The 19,608-nt window shown below is 37.3% G+C and carries 18 protein-coding genes and 3 pseudogenes; 10 read left to right on the top strand and 11 right to left on the bottom strand.

Annotated elements, in window-relative coordinates:
* Positions 1–123 precede the first annotated feature (123 nt).
* From IC621_RS10535 to IC621_RS10515, 5 genes and pseudogenes are all read left to right on the top strand, one after another.
* Positions 124–1,497: an FAD-dependent oxidoreductase gene (locus tag IC621_RS10535; RefSeq protein WP_191158255.1), complete on the top strand. Its 1,374-nt coding sequence runs from the start codon at positions 124–126 to the stop codon at positions 1,495–1,497.
* 29 nt (positions 1,498–1,526) lie between these two features.
* Positions 1,527–2,294 (top strand): annotated as a pseudogene (locus IC621_RS10530) (sugar phosphate isomerase/epimerase family protein).
* A gap of 262 nt (positions 2,295–2,556) precedes the next feature.
* Positions 2,557–5,727, top strand: coding sequence for a discoidin domain-containing protein (locus IC621_RS10525; protein WP_191158254.1), 3,171 nt, complete (start codon positions 2,557–2,559; stop codon positions 5,725–5,727).
* A 94-nt stretch (positions 5,728–5,821) separates the two neighbouring features.
* Positions 5,822–6,646, top strand: coding sequence for a polysaccharide lyase (locus tag IC621_RS10520; RefSeq protein WP_191158253.1), 825 nt, complete (start codon positions 5,822–5,824; stop codon positions 6,644–6,646).
* 380 nt (positions 6,647–7,026) lie between these two features.
* Positions 7,027–7,212: pseudogene (locus tag IC621_RS10515) on the top strand (hypothetical protein); the annotation flags it as partial.
* A 138-nt stretch (positions 7,213–7,350) separates the two neighbouring features.
* Here the strand turns inward: IC621_RS10515 and IC621_RS10510 are convergent.
* Entirely contained in the window at positions 7,351–7,677 is a 327-nt protein-coding gene (locus IC621_RS10510; RefSeq protein ID WP_191158251.1) for a hypothetical protein, read from the bottom strand.
* Positions 7,678–7,840: 163 nt separating this feature from the next.
* On the opposite strand from IC621_RS10510, the gene IC621_RS10505 reads away from it, so the two are divergent.
* The gene (locus tag IC621_RS10505) at positions 7,841–8,332 is read left to right on the top strand and encodes an undecaprenyl-diphosphatase (protein ID WP_191158250.1); all 492 of its coding nucleotides are present in this window, start codon (positions 7,841–7,843) and stop codon (positions 8,330–8,332) included.
* A gap of 114 nt (positions 8,333–8,446) precedes the next feature.
* Here IC621_RS10505 and IC621_RS10500 read toward each other — a convergent pair whose 3' ends face one another.
* From IC621_RS10500 to IC621_RS10490, 3 genes are read right to left on the bottom strand one after another with little or no spacing between them, the layout of a single operon-like run.
* Positions 8,447–9,919 carry an alkaline phosphatase family protein gene (locus IC621_RS10500; RefSeq protein ID WP_191158249.1) on the bottom strand — a complete coding sequence of 491 codons (1,473 nt, stop codon included), beginning with the start codon at positions 9,917–9,919 and terminating at the stop codon, positions 8,447–8,449.
* A 34-nt stretch (positions 9,920–9,953) separates the two neighbouring features.
* Positions 9,954–10,694, bottom strand: coding sequence for an endonuclease/exonuclease/phosphatase family protein (locus tag IC621_RS10495; protein WP_318153027.1), 741 nt, complete (start codon positions 10,692–10,694; stop codon positions 9,954–9,956).
* A 54-nt stretch (positions 10,695–10,748) separates the two neighbouring features.
* The gene (locus IC621_RS10490) at positions 10,749–11,876 is read right to left on the bottom strand and encodes an MGDG synthase family glycosyltransferase (protein ID WP_191158248.1); all 1,128 of its coding nucleotides are present in this window, start codon (positions 11,874–11,876) and stop codon (positions 10,749–10,751) included.
* Positions 11,877–12,264: 388 nt separating this feature from the next.
* On the opposite strand from IC621_RS10490, the gene IC621_RS10485 reads away from it, so the two are divergent.
* From IC621_RS10485 to IC621_RS10475, 3 genes are all read left to right on the top strand, one after another.
* The gene (locus tag IC621_RS10485; RefSeq protein ID WP_318153026.1) at positions 12,265–12,825 is read left to right on the top strand and encodes a YkoP family protein; all 561 of its coding nucleotides are present in this window, start codon (positions 12,265–12,267) and stop codon (positions 12,823–12,825) included.
* Between the two features lie 108 nt (positions 12,826–12,933).
* Positions 12,934–13,815, top strand: a complete 882-nt coding sequence (locus IC621_RS10480; RefSeq protein WP_191158319.1) for a metallophosphoesterase — start codon at positions 12,934–12,936, stop codon at positions 13,813–13,815.
* A gap of 372 nt (positions 13,816–14,187) precedes the next feature.
* Positions 14,188–14,766, top strand: coding sequence for a competence protein ComK (locus IC621_RS10475; RefSeq protein ID WP_191158247.1), 579 nt, complete (start codon positions 14,188–14,190; stop codon positions 14,764–14,766).
* A gap of 407 nt (positions 14,767–15,173) precedes the next feature.
* Here IC621_RS10475 and IC621_RS10470 read toward each other — a convergent pair.
* The 7 genes and pseudogenes from IC621_RS10470 to IC621_RS10440 form a co-directional block, all read right to left on the bottom strand.
* Positions 15,174–16,034, bottom strand: a pseudogene (locus tag IC621_RS10470) (DUF421 domain-containing protein).
* Positions 16,035–16,068: 34 nt separating this feature from the next.
* Positions 16,069–16,275: a DUF1657 domain-containing protein gene (locus IC621_RS10465; RefSeq protein ID WP_191158246.1), complete on the bottom strand. Its 207-nt coding sequence runs from the start codon at positions 16,273–16,275 to the stop codon at positions 16,069–16,071.
* Positions 16,276–16,287: 12 nt separating this feature from the next.
* A complete protein-coding gene (gene spoVAE / locus IC621_RS10460) occupies positions 16,288–16,638 on the bottom strand; it encodes a stage V sporulation protein AE (RefSeq protein WP_191158245.1) in 351 nt (116 codons plus the stop codon).
* Between the two features lie 5 nt (positions 16,639–16,643).
* A complete protein-coding gene (spoVAD, locus tag IC621_RS10455) occupies positions 16,644–17,648 on the bottom strand; it encodes a stage V sporulation protein AD (protein ID WP_191158244.1) in 1,005 nt (334 codons plus the stop codon).
* On the bottom strand, positions 17,648–18,127 hold the full coding sequence (spoVAC, locus tag IC621_RS10450) for a stage V sporulation protein AC (RefSeq protein WP_191158243.1): 480 nt from the start codon (positions 18,125–18,127) through the stop codon (positions 17,648–17,650). The genes spoVAD and spoVAC overlap by 1 nt, the downstream gene beginning before the upstream one ends.
* Positions 18,128–18,145: 18 nt before the next feature.
* Positions 18,146–18,619 (bottom strand): YhcN/YlaJ family sporulation lipoprotein, encoded by a 474-nt coding sequence (locus IC621_RS10445; RefSeq protein ID WP_191158242.1) that lies wholly within the window; start codon positions 18,617–18,619, stop codon positions 18,146–18,148.
* A 60-nt stretch (positions 18,620–18,679) separates the two neighbouring features.
* The gene (locus tag IC621_RS10440) at positions 18,680–18,883 is read right to left on the bottom strand and encodes a DUF1657 domain-containing protein (protein WP_191158241.1); all 204 of its coding nucleotides are present in this window, start codon (positions 18,881–18,883) and stop codon (positions 18,680–18,682) included.
* Between the two features lie 422 nt (positions 18,884–19,305).
* Here IC621_RS10440 and IC621_RS10435 point away from each other — a divergent pair, with 422 nt between their 5' ends.
* On the top strand, positions 19,306–19,560 hold the full coding sequence (locus IC621_RS10435; RefSeq protein ID WP_191158240.1) for a hypothetical protein: 255 nt from the start codon (positions 19,306–19,308) through the stop codon (positions 19,558–19,560).
* Positions 19,561–19,608 lie beyond the last annotated feature (48 nt).

Below are 19,608 nucleotides of genomic sequence, written 5' to 3'. Positions count from 1 at the left end.
AAGACATAATAGAACGGTATACAGACAATTTCTGACATAAAAAATATGTTTGTTATCGCCCACGGCTTGCTGTAAGTAATTTACATTTTAAGCAGTATATATTTTATCTTGAGGAGTGTTTTAATGAGAGAATTTGACGTGATCATTTTAGGTGGGGGCATTTCTGGTGCAGTAGCAGGAATAGCGTCTTCAAGGTTAGGGGCCAAAACTTTAATTATTGAATCTCACGGTTTTTTAGGGGGGATGTTAACAGCTGCAGGAGTAGGTCCCATGATGACTTTTCATGCAGGAAAGAAACAAGCTATTCAAGGAATAACCGATGAAATCATTCAACGATTGAAAAAAATAGGTAAATCTGTTGGTCATATAAAGGATTTAACAAATTACACCTATTCAATCACTCCATTTGATTCAGAAGCAATGAAACATGAATTAGAAATGATGATAATTGAAAGTGGTGCTGAAATCTTATACCACACAGTATTAGCTGAAGTAATGAAAGAAGGAAATAAAATAACAAAGTTAAGAGTCTGTAATAAAGCTGGTCTTTCCGAACTTAGCGGTAAAATTTTTATAGATGCCTCTGGTGACGGAGATTTAGCTGCATGGTCAGGTGTCAAGTTTACCAAAGGAAGAGAAACTGATGGTGCATCGCAGCCTATGACATTGAAAATGAAAGTAAGAAACGTAGATATTAACCGAGTTAAACAATATATTAAGGAAAACCCTGATAATTTTACTAGAGTACCAGAAAACTTAGAAGATTTTAATAAAGTTGAGCGTCTGTCAGTTGTAGGCTTTTTAAAAGAGTTCAAAGAAGCTAAAGAAAATGGAGACATCACAATAAAAAGAGAGGATGTCTTGTTTTTTGAAACAAATAACCCTGGGGAAGTAATCTTTAACACGACAAGAATATTAGGATTTGACAGTACAGACCCTTGGAGCTTAAGTAAGGCTGAAATTGAAGGCAGAAAACAATGCCGGGAACTTGAGTATTTTATGAAAAATTATCTGATTGGTTTTGAAAATGCTGTAGTCGTCTCAACGGGTCCTTCCATTGGTGTTCGAAGTTCGAGGCAAATTAAGGGATTATATACTTTAACAGCAGAAGATTTATTAGATCAACGAATATTTGATGATGTCATTGCTCATTCTGGTTATCCAATCGATATTCATAGTCCGGATGGAGAAGGCACTTCACATAGGAAACTAGAATGGGGAGGGATTTATGGAATCCCTTATAGATCTTTAGTCTCCAATGAAATAGACAATTTAATTGTTGTAGGAAGATGTCTCTCTGCCACTTTTGAAGCCCAGGCTGGCGTAAGAACAACGCCTACTGCCGGAGCAATTGGTCATGCAGGAGGAGTTGCAGCTGCAATGGCAGCAAGAGACAGCGTAAAGGTTCAAGAACTTAACATTAGAAAATTACAGGATACCTTACAAGAACAGGGAGCTTATTTAGAGATAAATGCATCTAAAAGGGTAGTTAATTAGTTTACTTATTTAAAAGGGAGAGAAGAGAATTGTCGAATATTCCTGTTGCACTTCAAATGTATACATTGCGAAATGAAAGTTAGAAAAACTTTGTCGGCACGTTAGAAAAAGTAGCAGAGCTAGGTTATCAGGGGGTTGAGTTTGCCGGGTTTGGAAATTTGGCTTCTAAAGATTTAAGAAAGATTCTTGATGATCTTGGTTTACGTGCTGCCTCATGTCATATTCCGCTCGAGTCTTTAGAAGAAAATTTATTTGAGATCGTTCATTATCAACATTCATTAGGCAGTTCTAAAATTGTTTGCCCTTTCTTGCCGCATGATAGAAGAACAGAAGAAGATTATCTTCAGTTTATTAATAGTTTAAATAGTATTGGGAAAACGTGTCAAAAAGAAGGAATTACACTATGCTATCACAACCATGACTTTGAACTGCAGCCTCTTGCTGACGGACGTACTGCGCTCGAAACAATCCTAGATGAAACAAATCCGGAATGGGTAAAAGCAGAATTTGATGTTTATTGGTTAACCCGGGCTGGTGAAGATCCAGTTGAATGGTTGAAACGCTATCAAAATAGAACACCTCTGGTTCACCTTAAAGATATGACAACAGATGGCGATCAATTCTTTGCAGAGTTAGGTACTGGAGGGGTTGATCTTGATGCAGTACTTAATCAAGGAAAAGCATCTAAGGTAGAGTGGTGGATAGTAGAACAAGATCAGTGTAAGCGCCACCCTTTTGAAAGTGTTGAAATTAGCTTGAATTATTTAAAAAATAAGTTTGCAAGCTTTTCTTTATGAAAATGATGGAGTGGATATAAGTACACCTTGTATACGTAAGGTCTTCAGAATTTAGAAGCTTTTGAACTTTTATTTTAACACTTTTTTTTCTTAGTGTAATGATTATATAGTAGTAAATCTACCAAACTCACAATTATTTTTGCGGACAAGCAAGCTGCCATAGTCCAGGTTTATCATCACACTACCCGTATGCCCTTAAGAGCAATTTGGGATAAATTCACAATAGTTAAGTTATTATTTATTGAGGGAGTGACTACTGATCATGAGAAATCGTGTCAAGAGACCAATATCCTTTATCTTGATCTTATGTATACTGATCACGAGTTTCATTAGTGTAAGGGCAGAACAGGTCCAGGCGGTGGAAAACCCGAATGTGTCCGAGGATGCCGAGGATGAGGCAGCCGCCAGCACCGATGACCAAGTAAATCAGCTGCCGATTGAGGAATACCGTGCCAGCGGCAGCGATTCCAATATACCGGAGTATGCGATCGACGGTGATATCACCTCCCGTTGGTCAGTCTTTGGTGACGGACAATGGATTGAACTAGACCTGGGTTCACAAAAGGAGGTCTCGTACCTGGGCGTCGCATTCTACAGAGGTGATAATCGTGCTAAAGCGATTGATATCGAAGTATCCAACGATCAAACGACCTGGACCAAGGTATACAGCGGTACCAGCAGTGGTACGACGATTCAATTGGAGGCATTCGGCTTCGAAACTGTGACAGCCCGTTATGTTCGAGTAGTAGGACGCGGTGAGAACGAATGGACCAGCATTACCGAAATTCATCTGTACCCGCCTCATCCGGATGGGTTCGTATTAAACGATTTGGAAATACCGCCGACCGGACCGGATCCGGATGCGCCGATTCCAACCAAGCCTGGTCTTTACTACGCGGACGGTAAGCCCCACAAACCGCATGAACCGCAAGCGGTTAAGGGAAGAAAACTTAATGCCGTTGCTTTTGGAGCGAATCCTTCCAATAACGGCGAGGATGATGCCAAAGCCATCCGTGAGGCTCTGAATAAAGCAAAACCTGGTGACATAGTCTATCTTCCTAATGGTCACTATCAATTATCCAGCATGTCTAACGATGGCGTCTCCCACTTGACAATGAAGTCCGGTGTCCAGCTGCGCGGAGAAACTCAGGATGGCGTGCTCCTGGTTTCAGATCATGCGAACGAATTCGGAGAACATGCCACAAATTATGGGATTGTTATCCGGATTGCAGCGCAAAACAATATCAAAATCAGTAATATGACGATAACCTCGAGTTGGAACTTGAATTATTCCACAGACACCCGGGTTGCCAACCCTGACAGAGGAGGGCCTAAACAAGCGATTTACATTACATCGTCTGGCGGGAAGCCTTCTTATAATATTACTCTTGATCGTCTAACAGTTGAAAAATTCCAGCGCATCGGTGTAGCTATTATTAATAGTCACGATGTGATCGTAGAAAACTCCTTATTCAGGAACGCAACGGATGTTGCAGAAGGAGGGAGCGGCTACGGCGTTTCAATAGAAGGAAAGCCCAAAGAAAGCCGGCTGGGCAGAGAAGACGATTCCTACTTCAATGTTGTTCGCCACAATCGTTTTATCGGTCCTTATTTGCGTCATGGAACACTTATGCAATTCTACACCCATAATAATCTCATTGAAAACAATAAGTATAAGAACATTGCGTTAGATTCGATTGACTTTCATGGAGAAGACGAATATATGAATGAGGTTCGGTTCAACCATATCGTCGGCGGCGGTGAAGCGGCTATCGGTGTAGGCAATCCTGGTGCAACGCATGATGCAGCAGGACCGGGCAACTATATTCATAATAATGTGATCAAGAATGTGGATCGATACGGCATTCAAGTATATCTTGGCTCTCCCAAAACCGTTATCGAGAACAATACGATCATCCATTTCACCAAAGCGGGCAGTCAGGGGATTCGTCTGAAGAATGCACCTGGAACCATTGTAAAAAACAATAAGATCTATGACAATAAAGCGAATGAGTTCTGGGGTATTATTGCATTAGAAGATAAAGGAGATCCGGGGAACGCGGGTAATGGAGCAGGAATTCCAAAGGACATCGTCATTCAGAACAATCGTGTAACAGGCAACACCAATGGTGTCAACATATCGTATGGGACCAATATTTTGTTGTCGGGCAATAAGATAAGTGCTAATACTGAGACAGATTATGTAAACAGTGTGGCTATCCCTAAACAGCTGTCTGGGATTGAAGCTGCAAGCGTTCAAAAAAATGCATCAGCCCCCCTGGAGGCATCTGATTTGCTTGTCAAAGGCGGCGATGATGACAGTACGATTCGAACCTATCTGAAATATGATTTGAGTCAACTGAGCGGAAAGATTGCTACGGCGAGGCTGTACGTGTATGGAAGAGCATTGGAAAGCAAAAATGAGAAAACGACAGTAGCTAATTCCTTGTATGGTGTCGAGGATGATTCATGGAACGTAAACGATTTGATGTGGGATTCCAACGATGCCCCGCCTGCACTCGGCGATCATTTGTCTACAATAAAGGTTAAGGATGACGGGGTTGATGCGTGGTATGTATTCGACGTTACCTTGTTTGTAAAAGATCAATTGGCGGGCGATAAGACGGCATCACTTGCCATCGCACAAAATCCGGAGCTGACCGGTTACCTTACTCAACTGTACAATGGTGAAGGCAGCGATAAGCGCCCATACCTAAGGGTGGAAACTTATCCCGTTGTCGAATTGGCTAGTGTAACAGTAACTGCGGATAAAACTCAACTTGCACCGAATACTTCTACCCTCTTACATGCATCAGGTAAAATGAACACGGGCTCTGATACTTCTTTAGAAGATGCCGAGATTGTCTATGAGAGTCTGACTCCAGAGCTTGCTTCTGTGGACTCAAGCGGGGAAGTCACAGCATTAAAGGAAGGTAATGCTGTGATTAAGGTAACAGCTACATTGGATGGAGTGACGAAGAGCGGTACAATCATGTTGATCGTGACGAATAACCTGGCGATTACAGCCCAATTGTCGGTTGATTCCACACTTGGCACCAACGTAAAAGAAAGAGTGGTAGACGGAAATTTATCTACGCGTTGGTTGTCCAGCGGAACACAGCCCCCTTTTCTTAAGTTGGATTGGACATCCGCACAGACGATCAATCAAGTGAAGCTATGGAGCGGGCACGTGCCTGTTACCGGCTCTGCAGGCTGGCATGTCAAGGATTTCGATCTGGAATATTTGGATGGTTCGGAATGGAAGACGCTGCAGGTAGTAAGGAATAACGACAAGGATGCCTTCAAGGAGCAATTCACACTGCTGGAATTTGATCCGATCATGACAACTTCTATAAGGTTCAAATTTGTCAGTCCATCTTGGAAAGACACGATTGCCCGTATTAATGAAGTAGACGTCAAATTTGTCCAATAGCAACGAGAACCTGCCGTTACAATATGATAAACGGCAGGTTCAATGACATTCCCGCCATTTTAATATGATGACAACAATACAAGGAGGGATTTGAATGAGGTGGTTGAATAAGCGCAGTGTTGTATCTTTTGGACTAGTGGGTTTAATTTTCTTATTGTCAACTGTAAGCGCTTTCTCAGCGTATTTTGCAGATCGTGATGTGTTTTTTTCTAGTGAGACAGGTGTATATTCAGATCAACAAGCAATTGAAGATTTCGGAAACATCATTTCGAAAACTCAAACCGATCGAATTACTATCAATAGTGCCGGACATCTAGTTTTTCATATGCCAGAAGGTGGAGTGGGAACATCTGGAAGCGGCGGTCAAATTTTGTCCCGATTGCAAGGGAAGGACACTTACAAATTGGAATATCGAGTGAAATTCGCCCCGACTAGCGGTACCTATGATTGGACAGAAGGGGGAAAGCTTCCTGGTCTTGGAGGCGGCAAAAACTATACTGGGGGCGGTGATGCCACTAACGGTGACGGATTTAGCGTCAGACTGATGTTCAAACCTGATGGACATTTGATTCCTTATGTCTATCATGCGGGAATGACAGAAACATGGGGAGATGGTTTCGGGGCAGATATGAATCATCAACCGTTAAAGGACGTTATTCTCTCGAGCAATACCTGGTATACAGTTAAAATCTTGGTCAAGATCAATAGCGGCAGTAACTATGATGGCGTTCTAAAGATTTATGTCAATGACATGAGTACACCAAAGTTCACGAAGACGAACATTAAATACGTAACGGATGGAACTAAAGTAGATACGCTTCATATGACCGCCTTCCACGGAGGCAGTGATCCTGACCGTTATGGTCCATCTCAGGATCAGAACATACACTTTGATTGGATCAAAATTCATTCATACTAAATCTAAACATACCATATAAGAAAAGAAAAAAATAAAGAGGACCGCAGCAGTTTGTTGCTGCTATTACTATTTTTTACGTTCAAACATTTGATAACAAACCATAAATTTGCGTATATTTCTCTTCACACCTTACTAGGTAGAATAAGGATATTAATCTGGCAAAGACATTTATAGACCACCTTTACCCTTCCAAATAAAATCATAATGGGGACAAATCACCTAATTTTTACTTGAAACATAAAATGAAATCGAATGAATGAGAGAGGATGTCTAGGCCAATGAATGGTTATCAGCCATATTATTATCCAGTCAACAATTATAGACAGTACCCAACTTCTGAGATTATCGCTCATCAAATGCCTGCAATGTTATACCCGCAATTAAAAAATCCAACATTAAATGCAGTCAGGCCATTTGTAAACTACGGATTGCAGGAAGCGAAATATACGTCGTATAAGCATGCTTTAGAAGAAATAGCTGCTATCGCATATTTGCTCGGAAAAGGATTTAATCCACAAACTGCACATCAAATAGTAGAATCATGGGAGTTAAATGAGTATTTTTAAGTTAACGAAAACGGTTCGCTCAGTACTATCCCCATATTGTTATCATTGGGGATTGGTTTGACCAGATATTACGGCTTTGAGTTATTATAGAAAACAACCTTATTTATTTCAATAAGGTTGTTTTCTTAGTTATCCTCTTTAATTTTTATTTGTTTTATCTGAATTCATATTTGGTGATAGTTCATTCGAAAATTCAGCAAAAGCATTTCTGTTTTGCATTCCAACAGGATTTTGATTATTTTTTGTCTGAAAATTAGTTAGGAAATTTCTAAAGGGACGCATGAAATTTTTGTTTTGATTTCCTCTTAAACCCATTACAACCGCACTGATTCCTAAGCCCAGAATAGACGTCCAAACCATTCCTCTATTTCTTCGTCTTCTTCTGCCAAACATGTTAAATAAGGGCAGTCTTCCTCCTTTATTTATGAGATTATTCAGATTATTCATCCACTTATAATTATTCAAATTTTAACACTTCCTTACAAATATAATTTTTTAGGGATTTTTGTACCCTTCACCATTTAATTTTTACAAACAGCAATTTGATTATGATGGAAATCATTAGGCTGATTTATTACATCCTAATAGGGGAATTATACTTGTATCTTCAACGTAAGGAGCTATCTTTATGAATGATAAGAAATTGCAGCCCGGTACTCCAATTGATCTATTCATGATCCTAATATCGAAAAAAATGCGATATGTATTTCTTTTTGTATTGCTTTTCATGTGGATTAACTCTTCATACAAAAAAGCAGCTAAAAAGGCGGTGATCTCTTCCCTATTTTCCTTGATTATTAATCGGTTGATTAAGTCTGTTTATTTTAAACCGCGTCCTTTTATGAAACGACGTATAGGGATACTCATTCCTTCAAAGACAGACTCTTCATTTCCAAGTAAACATACTCTGCTAGTTTTTTCTATATCTACATCTGTTTTCCTTTATGAGCGGTTCATTGGATCTATCATGTGGGGATTATCGATGTTAACTGGGTTTTCCCGTATATGGTTAGGTCATCATTATCCAATTGATATAATAGGAAGTGCATTTATTGGGAGCTTTGTTAGCATATTGACCGATAAAACCTTTCGTTTCCTAAAGAGTAAGGACTTAGCTTGACCATGTTTGAATGCTTGTTGGAAAGCAAATAACAACCTGAGGCTTACCTTAAAAAATTGGCTGGAACCTTTAACATTTAAGGAAGCCTCTATTTATGAGTAAGCAGATGGTAACTTAAGTAATTAATGTTAATAACCAATCCTTCATGTCTATCAACCGTAAATAGTTTGGAGATGAATCTGTGCCGCAAATGATCATGGATACTAAGGAGTCTTGACGATGCAAGCCTCCATGACTCGCTCCACCAACATGCGTAGGAGAACCCTCTCCTATAAATTCATAGCCTGGTCTTGCACTGACGATCATGTATTCACCTTTATGAGAAAAAAGGGATGTGTATAATCTTGCTAATGCGTCTGGGTAGTCTCCATAAATGATTTTATTATCTTTAATTTCTATGTTTAGAATTTCTTTATTCCCATCTATAGACCAAGATTGTCCATATTCATCAGTAAAGTCACTGCCAGGATAAAAATGAAGGTGTCCACTGTGCAGTCCTGATGTAACTGTTACTGTCTTTTCTTTTTTTCGTGCAATAATATCAATTCGATCATCTTTTTCCAAAGGACTTGCTAATTTTTCTAATGGGACCTTTTTAACGTCTAGGCTGTAAATAAAAGCCATCCTTTCATTCACACCTAGAACGATTTCGTCTTGGGAGGTTACTCCCTTCTTTAGCTTTACAATATTAAAATTGCATAGAATTTTCTTTAAATCAATCAAGGCTTTCTTACGATCATTTTTTATCCACGCTTGGCCATTATCACCGAGAAGGATCCAAATATTGTCTGTTAAAGCAACTTCCCAAGAAGGATATTGATTTAAAATTTTTTGAAGCTGTTGATCGACTTTTTCAATACCAGTTACATCCTCTCTTCCATTTTTATGTACACTTTGATCTAAATCAGGAAAATAAACAATTGAAAAGGGCGGCAACTTATTTTTGTTAATTAGATATGTTAATTCATTTCTTGAAAATTTATCATTAAATCCATATTTTTTCCAAAAGAAAGAATACTTCTTTAAAGGGTTTAGTTTATGCATTAAACCGTATGAAAAAAAGTCTGGGGAATACGACTTCATTTGAGAATTCAAACCTGAGAACATCGATAGTAGAAAGGGTATTTTTAAAAATGAAGGGGTATTTCCACGGTACAAAAGGGCATTTATTGAGGCGGTTTGAATGCCTTTTTCATGTAAGATTTCATGAATGGTTTTATATTGCTTACTTAAATGCTCGTGATTTAAATTGTAAAAAATATCTTCCGTTGATTGCTTTAAGCCCAGTTTATAAAGTTCTCTAATATGGCTTCCATAGTTAATCAGTCTTTTTTCATGCTGGTTATACCAAACAAGACCAGGGATTTTGTGTTTATCACTGTTTACACCCATTAATAACGTACTATCAACAGTTACTGACATTGTTGGAAAGGGACTCACTACATCTGAAAAGTATCGCCCGTTTTCCATAAGAAATTTTAAGGCTGGAGCTCTTCCAGCTTTTAAGGCAGCTTGTAAGGCTGAATCCATAAATGTATCAATCATAAGCAAGATGATTCTTTTTTTCTGGTTTGAGGTTGAAGTCATCATGAATTCTCCTTTGGTTAGGAAGCTTTAAAATTCATTCTTTTATTTGAATTGTAGCTTTTAATGGCAGATGATCAGAAGCTTCTGGAATACTTTTTACTACTTCAGCATCTAAAATCTGAAAATCTTTACTGACGAATAGGTAATCTAACCTTGATCTTGGGCGAAGAGAGGGGTAAGTATATCCTTCTCCAATGCCGGCATACTCCCATACGTCTTGGAAAGCACTTGTCATTTTTCTCCATCCCCATGAACGAGGTTTCATGTTCCAATCGCCCATTATAATCATAGGAAAGGGGCTTATTTGTTTTTGATTCATAATAAATTCTGTTTGTTTTCGTTGTAAAAAGAGATTAAGACTTAAATGACTAACAAAAATTCGAACAATAGTTCTATTTAACTTAACCGTTGCTTCAAGGACTGATCTTCCTTCGATCAGTCGTGACTTATAATGAAATGGATGGTTTTTTTCAGTTAGTATTGGATATCGAGACAGTAATGCATTTCCATAATGCCTCTCAGGTGATAATTCTTTAGATATAAAAGAGATAGAGGGGCTGAAAGAGTGATACATGTTTAATTGTTTTGCAAGCGACGTTATCTGGTCCTCATAATTACTTCTTTTTGAAAAATGCCTATCAACTTCATTTAAACCTATAATATCTGCCTCGCTGTTTTTTATTACATGTAAGATTCGATCAAGGCACAATTGTTTATCTACGCCCTTGCCATGGTGAATATTGTAGGTCATAATCTTTAATTCCAATATTTTCACACCTTAAATTGGAGAATATAAAGACTCAAACATATTGACATTGTATAGAGAATCTTATCCATAACGTATTAAAATTTGATTGATAGCCTCTGAGATATCTTCATTCGCTAATTCCTCATGATAGGCATTCAGACTGTCACTTAATCCTTTATTCTGTTGTTTGGAATCTAAAGTATTTTGAATTTGTTCTTCCAGATTTGATTGCCTTCTCCAGCCCTCTAAATGAAAGACAAGGCCCTCTTTTTTCAGAAAACGTAAATTGAGTTCCTCTTGACCAGGCAATGAATGATACACAAATATAGGGAGTTTCTTAAATAAGCATTCACTAATGGTTACCCCCCCTGGTTTAGTAATAATTGCATCTGATTCGTGATACAGCAGATTCATTTCTTCTTTAGATGAAATATAGGACAAGGGGATAATCCACGGGTTTTCAAGCTCTTTAATAAATTGAAAAAGCTTCGCGTTTTTTCCACATAATACTTTGTATTGAATATGTCCTTTTGGTTGCAGCTTTTGAACAAATTTTTTTAATTCGCCAGTACCCAGGTTACCTCCAGATAAGAGGATGGAGTATTTGTTTCGTTTTTTTGTTTTCTTTATGTTCTCCTTTATGTTTTCCTTTAATTTTGGATGGATAGGAATACCGGTTACATGAATCCGATTGGATTCAATCCCCCGATCAATTAAATAATCCTTCATCATACTGCTGGGAACAAAATGGTAATCAATCTCCTTAATTCCCCAAATATGATTAATAAAATAATCGGTGTAAACATTGATTACAGGAGTGCTTTGCTTTGTCCTTTGTTTTATTTGACTAAGCATGTAGGAAGGCAGGGCATGGGTGCAAATAATCAGGCGAGGATTTTTTTCCTCTATCAATTTTTTCATCCAAAATAAAAATAAGAGCTCATATAAACGGAAGCGCTTGTCATTGACCTTATTTTCAAATACAGATTTTCGGTAAATCCAGCTGTAAAAACTAGGGAAAATATGAATCCATTTTAAATAAACGGCTGATACAAACGCTTCGGTTTTGCCGTAGCTATAAGATAAAATATCTACCTTTTCACACTGAAATGAATCATCTATTTCCTGAAGCCCTTCCATTATCCCATCCGCTACATGATGGTGTCCTGAAGAAATTTGCAAAAAAGGCATAAATAATATGCTTTTCATGACAATTACCTCGTTCTTTTTTTAGTATATTCCAAAATTTTTAAGTCCAATAAATGATGAACGTATTTAAGTATGTTCTCGTAGTCCAGCTTCCGCGCCTATCCACCCTCAGGTTACAAGCCAAGCTTCAAAGAAAGGAAAAAACGCCTTTCTTTGAAGCTAGTCTTAGTGCTATCCTTGGCTGATCAAGGCACTTCCGCTTTTCTTAAAATAGTTTGTGCTGTTCATGAAATATCATTCAACAAACCCTGCAATTTCCATCCATATTTTTAAGTTTTCTTGTCAAAATAATAAAGTGAAACTTTTAATCAGAAGGATTGAAGTTCGAGGTTTTACTGCCCGTAAAGAGTGTGATAAAGGCTTAAGAAAGATTTCAAGGAGAATAATTATGAAAATGAAACTTTACATTATCTCTGCCTGGAGTATTTTAGATCCTGTATATTATACATTTACTCGTCTTCAATACCTTAAACAAACAGAAAAGAAGAAGACGATATTTCGAGTGCGGCTGACTCGTTATAAAGGGAGAGAGGTTGTTCTTTCTGATGGTACAATCATTAAAAAAAATGATACTCTTGTTAAAATCCATCTCCACAATGTTCAGTTATTAAAAGAGCTTTATAATATTAACAATGATATAAAAAGAGCAGTGGTAGTATACAAAAAAATAAAAGAGTCCTTACCCTATTTGGCTTCATATGTAGAGCAGCATAAAAAAAAGGAACAAATTAAAGGTATTATTGGTATAACAATGTTAAACAGGGGGTCTGAGCGTTTAGGGTTTGAATCATTTTCAATAACAAGCCGCCTGTATATATGGTTCAAACAATTAGCTCTTTTTCCAATTTTTCTTATATCTTCATCAAATCCGGCCAGGCAAAAAAATAAATCTCCAAATTACTTATTTATGTCAACGAAATCATTATTAGGGAAATACGGTAAAGTATAACAAAAGTGAAGATTAGTATTATAAGGTAATTAATTGGTTGGAAGAATCTCCAATAATTACAGGTACCAATATCCCCTCAAATTTCCTATAATTGTATAGGAGGAGGGGATTTTATTGATCCTTTTATTAACGATTCTGGCAGGATTATTATTATTTTTCTTCTTTTATAAAGGATATAAAAATACACAAGACATTGTAATCAACCATGTTTCAATAGATAATGCTATTACTTCTGAACAAACGAACAAGATCCGTTTATTGCAAATTTCAGATATGCATTTAGAAAACATTTCTATTTCTCCAGCCAAGCTTTATGATAGGCTCCAAAACCATTCAATAGACTTGATCGCTTTAACAGGTGACTTCTTAGACAGGAAACGGAGCATCCCAAGGCTAATTCCTTATTTAAAAGTGTTAAATGAATTAAATCCAAAGTACGGAATATATGCAGTATTCGGAAATCATGATTATGTGCTGAGTCATCCAAACTTTAATAAATTAAAACAGACATTAGATGAATTTGGATGTAAAACAATGCAAAATCAAAATGATACTATTATGATTAACGGCAAAAGAGTAAATATTATAGGGATCGATGACTTCAGTACGAAGCGAAGTGATATATTCAAATCTTATTATGGACTTGAGAAAGGCTACAATCTTGTTTTGACACATGATCCAAATATCGTGCTTGATATGAAAGACTTTTCTTTTGATTACTTGCTTTCTGGTCATTTTCATGGAGGGCAAATTCATTGGCCAAAGCCGTATCACTTAGTGAAAATGGGGAAATTAATTAAGATGAAGATGGTAAAGGGTTTACATCATTTTAATGGTAAGCCGTTCTATATAAGTGAAGGGTTAGGGCAAACCGGAATAAATATTCGTGTAGGAAGCCGGCCTGAAATCACGATTCACGATTTAACATTAGAGACAATTTCAGAAAAACACATAGTTGAATTGGAGCAGGAAGCAGAGCCAGCAGTTTAAACCACCTAAAACCATTATGTTAGGTGGTTTTTATTATGGTAACAATTTAAAAATTCTATTTTGTAAAAATGCATATATGATACTTAGGTATATTTTTACTAGTAGGAATAGCTCTTGTTTATACTAAACTAGATAATTTGAACTAAATAAAATGTTAAAATATTTTACCCTTTTTTAAAGCTAATTAACAAAAAAACAAACAAATGTTTTGAAAAAGTTGCAATAAGTCTTGTAAATAAAAGGTTTATGTAATTTTAACAAAATGTAAAAATGTCACGATTTTGTATATTTTATGTAAATTTGTAGAAAAACAGAAAAAGACATGGTAATCTGTTTGTAGTAATAAATTCCTATAAAATGAGGTGTGTTCAAATGAAAACGAAAGTAAAAAATGAAGTTCGTTATTTTGTAAAACCAGAAACAATGGCCATCTTTCCCCATCCTCAAGAAAAGAAACTTATGTCGAAAGTAATAGAAGAAGAAAAGGAATTGATTATCGATCAGCGGCCATTAGAATTAATCGATTATAGCTGCAAATACTACTCTGCTAGTTACGAGGGAAGAAAAATTGGTACAAGAGAGTTAATAGATATTACCCATAAGCCACCAATCATCGTAGATCCTGTCCAAGTTATTTACTTTTTTCCGACACAATCTGCAAATAATCCTCAATGTGTTTGGATTTCACATAAGCATGTATATAAATATGTTTCAAATGAATCTGATCAAACAATCGTTACATTTACCAATAATAAGAAGATAACCATACCCGTTTCTCTTCCTTCCTTTAAAAATCAACTTTATCGTACAGGACATTTAAAAACGGTAATGGACTCTCGAATAGAGGAAGAACAGCGCAGGATGAACATGGTATTTATGCCTCCTAGCTCTCCCCAGTCGATGAGTATGATTTATGAGCAAATGATGAGAAATTGGCGTAACCAAAACTGAGATTTTTGTGATCAAGAAGAGAATCAAACTGTAAGTATGAATAGTTTACATTTAACAGAGATTTTATATTGATCAACTTGAAGGTAAAAGAAGTTAGTATGTTAATAAGGAAGACTGTCTTAGAAATAGGCAGTCTTCTATAAAATTTGTTATCCCATCAAAAAAGACAAATTAAAAAAGCAGACATAAAACAAGCCACAAATGGTCTCTCACCTTTGTAGTTAAGATAAGCGTATAAAAGGAGTTTTCAACATTTAAACCTCTATAGGTTTTAGGCTAAGATTTCAATCATAAAAGTAATTTATGTTTTTCCATAAGAAAGGTGCTTTTTCAAAAAAGAAATCCTAAAATAAGAAATAAGCTGTGACTATTTTATATACTTTATCTCAATGTAATTTTAACAACCATTAGCCTTTTAAAATGGGTGTAACTTTATTAATGGCTTCTTGTAACTTTTTACTATTTTCACTATACATATGTTTGGCTTCCTTTGCTTCTGTTCCAAGCGCAAACAACTCCAAGTCTGCTTGACATTTCTTCATAGTCGAAAGGATTAATCGCTTTTCTTGAGGAGCCGGGACTTGAAGTTTATCGTCAAAAAGGTCGATTGTTAATTGGCCATCAGAATCCACTTGTCCAAGAAATACATTTTCAATCGTAACCCCTTGTTTTTCCAATTCGGTTTTTAACCATCTCCGATTTCGACCAATCGTCGACAGAGGCTCATCCAAGATCTTCCCATCCATGATAACGGCCTGCGGTTCCTTAACAGAAGCAACGTTTAAGTTTACATCTTTCGGAGTCAATGGTTGGTTCTCTTTCTTAAGCATTACGCTTAAATCACCTGTTGGCTCTAATAAAGCAAATTCGACATCAGCCGTCTTAAAGACATCTTTTTTTCGAAGTAATTCTAATAGTTCATCGGTTGTGTATTTTTCCTATTTTAAATTATCCTCCATAATTTTCCCATCTTTTATTAAAACAGTTGCTCTCCCTTCTATAAAATTACGAAAAGCCTTACTTTTTAAGGAAAGCAAACCTGCTAAAAAGGGTATTGCTGCAAAGATCATAATTCCAATGATCCCGTTAAAAATGTTTCGTTCAAATCCCATGACAACTTCTGCTCCTATACTTCCAATCGTAATCCCGGTGACATATTCAAAGAAAGAAAGCTCAGAAAGTTGTTTTTTTCCTAACCATTTTGTGATGAAAAATAGAACAATAACAAATATTAACGACCGCACGACTACCTCTAGCCATTCAGGCACTGCTTGACACCTCCTGTAAATGAATCAGTTTTTATCAAAAACCTTTGTACTGAAATTCCTCTCTTTCCAATTCTCCAACTCGTTGTTTTAAATCTGTCGCTACCTCATGCACCTCCATCATGGTTTCATGCAACTTGCGCTTTGAGTCATGATCTTGAGTCCGTAATGCTAAACTGGATAAATCAGCTTCGATACCTTTGAGGCTGGCAAGAGTTTGCTTAACCTGTGATGAAACAGTCATTTTACATCCACCTTATCCTTTAGGTTTAAAAAGCAAGGCGCCGATCATACCGAAAATTATCGCAGCTGATATACCGGCACTTGTCACTTCAAACATTCCCGATATCACACCGACTAACCCGTGTTTTTCTGCTTCTTCCATTGCTCCGTGAACGAGGGAATTTCCGAAACTTGTAATGGGAATGGTAGCTCCAGCTCCAGCAAAATCAATAAATGGTTCATATAAACCAAACCCATCAAGAAGGGCACCGATGACAACGAACGTACTTAATGTGTGGGCTGGAGTGAGTTTAAACACATCAAACATAATTTGACCGACGACGCAAATCAATCCACCTACAACAAAAGCCCAAAAGAAAATCATGCTCGTTATTCACCTCCGTATTCAATCGACACCGCATGTGCGATGCAAGGAATCGTTTCATTTTGCTGAAAACTTAACGGCGACAATAAAGCTCCTGTTGCTACAACCAATATTCGTTTGAGTTCCCCTTTTTTCATGCGATTTAACAAATGACCATAAACAACCGTCGCTGAACAACCCGGTCCACTTGCTCCAGCTAAGACCGGCTGCTCTTCTCGGTAAATCATCAACCCACAGTCCTGGTAGTTTTCTTCATCGATTAGGGTTCCATGTTTTTTAAATAAATCAAGTGAAACTTCGTGGCCAATTTGACCCAGATCTCCGGTTACAATTAAATCATAATACGAAGGGTCAAGTTTTCGTTCTGTTAAATGAGCTTCAATCGTATCAACTGCCGCGGGAGCCATCGCTCCTCCCATATTAAACGGATCTGTCATTCCCATATCAATGACTCGACCAATCGTAGCTGATGTAACACATGGTCCCTCTCCAGAATTACTTAACAATGCGACTCCAGCACCTGTGACCGTCCATTGGGCAGTAGGTGGTTTCTGACCCCCATACTCCGTCGGGTAGCGGAACTGTTTTTCTACAGCAGTATTATGACTAGAGGCCCCTGTTAACAAATAGTTGGCCCCTTTCGTGTTAACAAGATAGGCACCAAGAGCAAGTCCTTCCATTGAGGTCGAACAAGCACCAAACAATCCAAGATAAGGAGTTCCCAATGTACGTGAAGCAAAGCTTGTTGGTGTAATCTGATTAATAAGGTCTCCTCCAAGAAAAAATTGGATTTGTTCCTTTTGAAGGCCGGCTTTTTCGATAGCTTTTTGACAGGCTTCTTCAATAAGAACTTTATGGGCTTTCTCATATTGTGATAACCATAAATCGGAATGGAGGATATCAAAGTCTTCAGTAAGTAACCCATCTGCTTCAAAGGGTCCGCCTACAGTTCCGGTGGAGAGTATAACCGGCTTTTGATCAAAAACCCATGTACGATGCCCCGTTAACATCACAACCCGCCCCACTGTATAAGAATTGTTTTAATCATAGCAATCACAAATGCAGAAAAAACACCAAACAAAATCACAGAACCCGCCAATTTAAACATATTACCGCCCACACCTAACACAAACCCTTCGGTTCGATGTTCAATGGCAGCTGATATGACGGCATTTCCAAATCCAGTAACCGGAACAGCAGAACCTGCCCCTCCAAATTGTGCGATTCGATCATAGACTCCAAAACCTGTAAGAAGCATAGAGATGAAAATCAAGGTTCCAACCGTTGGATTGCCGGCGGTTTGGTCTGTAAAATCAAAATAATAGATATAAAACATTTGAATAGCCTGTCCGATCAGGCAAATGATACCGCCTGTTATAAAAGCTTTTATACAATTTGTAAATATAGGTCTTTTTGTTTCGAGTTTATCTTCGAGGGCTTGGTATTCCTGTTGGACGGGTGTTAGTTTTTTCTTTTGATTATTTGACATGCCTGTTCCCCTTTTCCGTCACGTTTTTTCCTTCATAAGGCTTTTGATTCTGTTGAACTCTTTTTTTAATGTTTTCATCTTTGTGTTATCTTTTTGTAATTTTACTTCTAATTGGCCCAGTTCCAGATACATTTTTGAATCGGTAGAGACGAGGATTTTATGATCAGGATATGTTTTTTCTAAGTCTGTTTTCACTTTCTTTTCGATATTTTTGAGTCGAAACCGATCAAATTGATCGATCTTTAGCGCCAAAAACAGCTCCTTATCTGTATTCACCGCTTTAACACCTGAAATTTCTTCTCCTTTTATTACCTTTTCTTTTGCTTTATTAGCAACAGTTTGATCGATTGGTTTACTTGTATGTACCTTTACGATGTTTGCATTATCGGTGTTGTCAGCAAACTGATTCTGATTTCCCGCACATCCAGTGTAAAGTCCGATAATCGCTATTAAGAAAAGACTAATGTTTAATCCTTTCAGCCAATTTTTCATGGAATCACCCTCTATCCATAAATCGAAGTATAAAAAAGGTTGATTGAATCAACCAACCTTTTATTCTTTGTATTGAGGTTCTTCTTGTTCAATTTGCTGAAGACGTGGACTGATACTGTCAACAATAGCTTGAGTTTGCTTAGCTGCTTGTTGATAAAGCTGCTTGGCTTGTTCATTATCAGTACCAAGTGCAAAGGTTTCGAAGCTGGCTTGTGCACTTTTTAATCCTGCCAGCGTCGTCTTGACTTGATTTACTACGGTCATTTTAATTCACTTCTTTCATTCAAAATTGGTTAGTTAGAAAGTTAAATATGTATAGTTGAACAGACTGAAATCTTTTTCTGCCTTCTGAGGTATTTCTTTTATTTATATGGGATGACTTCTCTATTTGAAGGGTATTAAAAAAGGAAATGATTTAAGGGGGATAGTTATGCTTAATGATCATGAAATTTTCTTATTCAAAAGGGAGATTGTCCGTTTAATTGCAGAATTTTCTAAGTGTGCGGAACCATTTACCAAAGAGCATCTATACAATCAAATAAACCTTATAATCAACGTACTTAATCAGGATAGGTAATATAGAAAATCAGACTTCCAGCAGAAATCTTATGGGTGGAAATGGTTCACTTACATGATTTTTAATACGCACACCAAAATAAAAGGGATGAATAAAGGGGGTGTATACATTGCAAAAACAACAAGTCTGGTTACCTTTACTAGCTTCTGCAGGTATAGGAGCAGCTGCTTACTACAGCATGACACGAGGACAAGGTCTGGGAAAAACGGTGCAGCAATATGTACCACTTATTGCCGGAATGAGTGGCCAAGGTCAACAAATGCCACAAAGCAACCAACTACAAGATCAACAAATGCAACAAAATAACCAAGTACAAAGTCAGCAAGAATCCCAAACTCAGGCAGCAATGAACCTAATGAAATGATCATGAATGGCAGAGTAAAGTGCAAAATAGAGACTTAAACCTTACTAA

It is taken from the genome of Metabacillus arenae, assembly GCF_014773385.1.
GTDB lineage: Bacteria > Bacillota > Bacilli > Bacillales > Bacillaceae > Metabacillus_D > Metabacillus_D arenae.
Note: the sequence above shows the minus strand (reverse complement) of the source record. Positions and strands in the feature narration are given on the sequence as shown.

What these genes read in the sequence shown, in the direction of transcription:
- spoVAC (WP_191158243.1), bottom strand. Translation starts at nt 18,127, where the DNA reads ATGTCAAATAATCAAAAGAAAAAACTAACACCCGTCCAACAGGAATAC.
- IC621_RS10485 (WP_318153026.1), top strand. Translation starts at nt 12,265, where the DNA reads ATGAAAATGAAACTTTACATTATCTCTGCCTGGAGTATTTTAGATCCT.
- spoVAD (WP_191158244.1), bottom strand. Translation starts at nt 17,648, where the DNA reads ATGTTAACGGGGCATCGTACATGGGTTTTTGATCAAAAGCCGGTTATA.
- spoVAE (WP_191158245.1), bottom strand. Translation starts at nt 16,638, where the DNA reads ATGATTTTCTTTTGGGCTTTTGTTGTAGGTGGATTGATTTGCGTCGTC.
- IC621_RS10500 (WP_191158249.1), bottom strand. Translation starts at nt 9,919, where the DNA reads ATGACTTCAACCTCAAACCAGAAAAAAAGAATCATCTTGCTTATGATT.
- IC621_RS10465 (WP_191158246.1), bottom strand. Translation starts at nt 16,275, where the DNA reads ATGACTGTTTCATCACAGGTTAAGCAAACTCTTGCCAGCCTCAAAGGT.
- IC621_RS10445 (WP_191158242.1), bottom strand. Translation starts at nt 18,619, where the DNA reads ATGAAAAATTGGCTGAAAGGATTAAACATTAGTCTTTTCTTAATAGCG.
- IC621_RS10440 (WP_191158241.1), bottom strand. Translation starts at nt 18,883, where the DNA reads ATGACCGTAGTAAATCAAGTCAAGACGACGCTGGCAGGATTAAAAAGT.
- IC621_RS10490 (WP_191158248.1), bottom strand. Translation starts at nt 11,876, where the DNA reads ATGAAAAGCATATTATTTATGCCTTTTTTGCAAATTTCTTCAGGACAC.
- IC621_RS10525 (WP_191158254.1), top strand. Translation starts at nt 2,557, where the DNA reads ATGAGAAATCGTGTCAAGAGACCAATATCCTTTATCTTGATCTTATGT.
- IC621_RS10505 (WP_191158250.1), top strand. Translation starts at nt 7,841, where the DNA reads ATGAATGATAAGAAATTGCAGCCCGGTACTCCAATTGATCTATTCATG.
- IC621_RS10520 (WP_191158253.1), top strand. Translation starts at nt 5,822, where the DNA reads ATGAGGTGGTTGAATAAGCGCAGTGTTGTATCTTTTGGACTAGTGGGT.
- IC621_RS10535 (WP_191158255.1), top strand. Translation starts at nt 124, where the DNA reads ATGAGAGAATTTGACGTGATCATTTTAGGTGGGGGCATTTCTGGTGCA.
- IC621_RS10475 (WP_191158247.1), top strand. Translation starts at nt 14,188, where the DNA reads ATGAAAACGAAAGTAAAAAATGAAGTTCGTTATTTTGTAAAACCAGAA.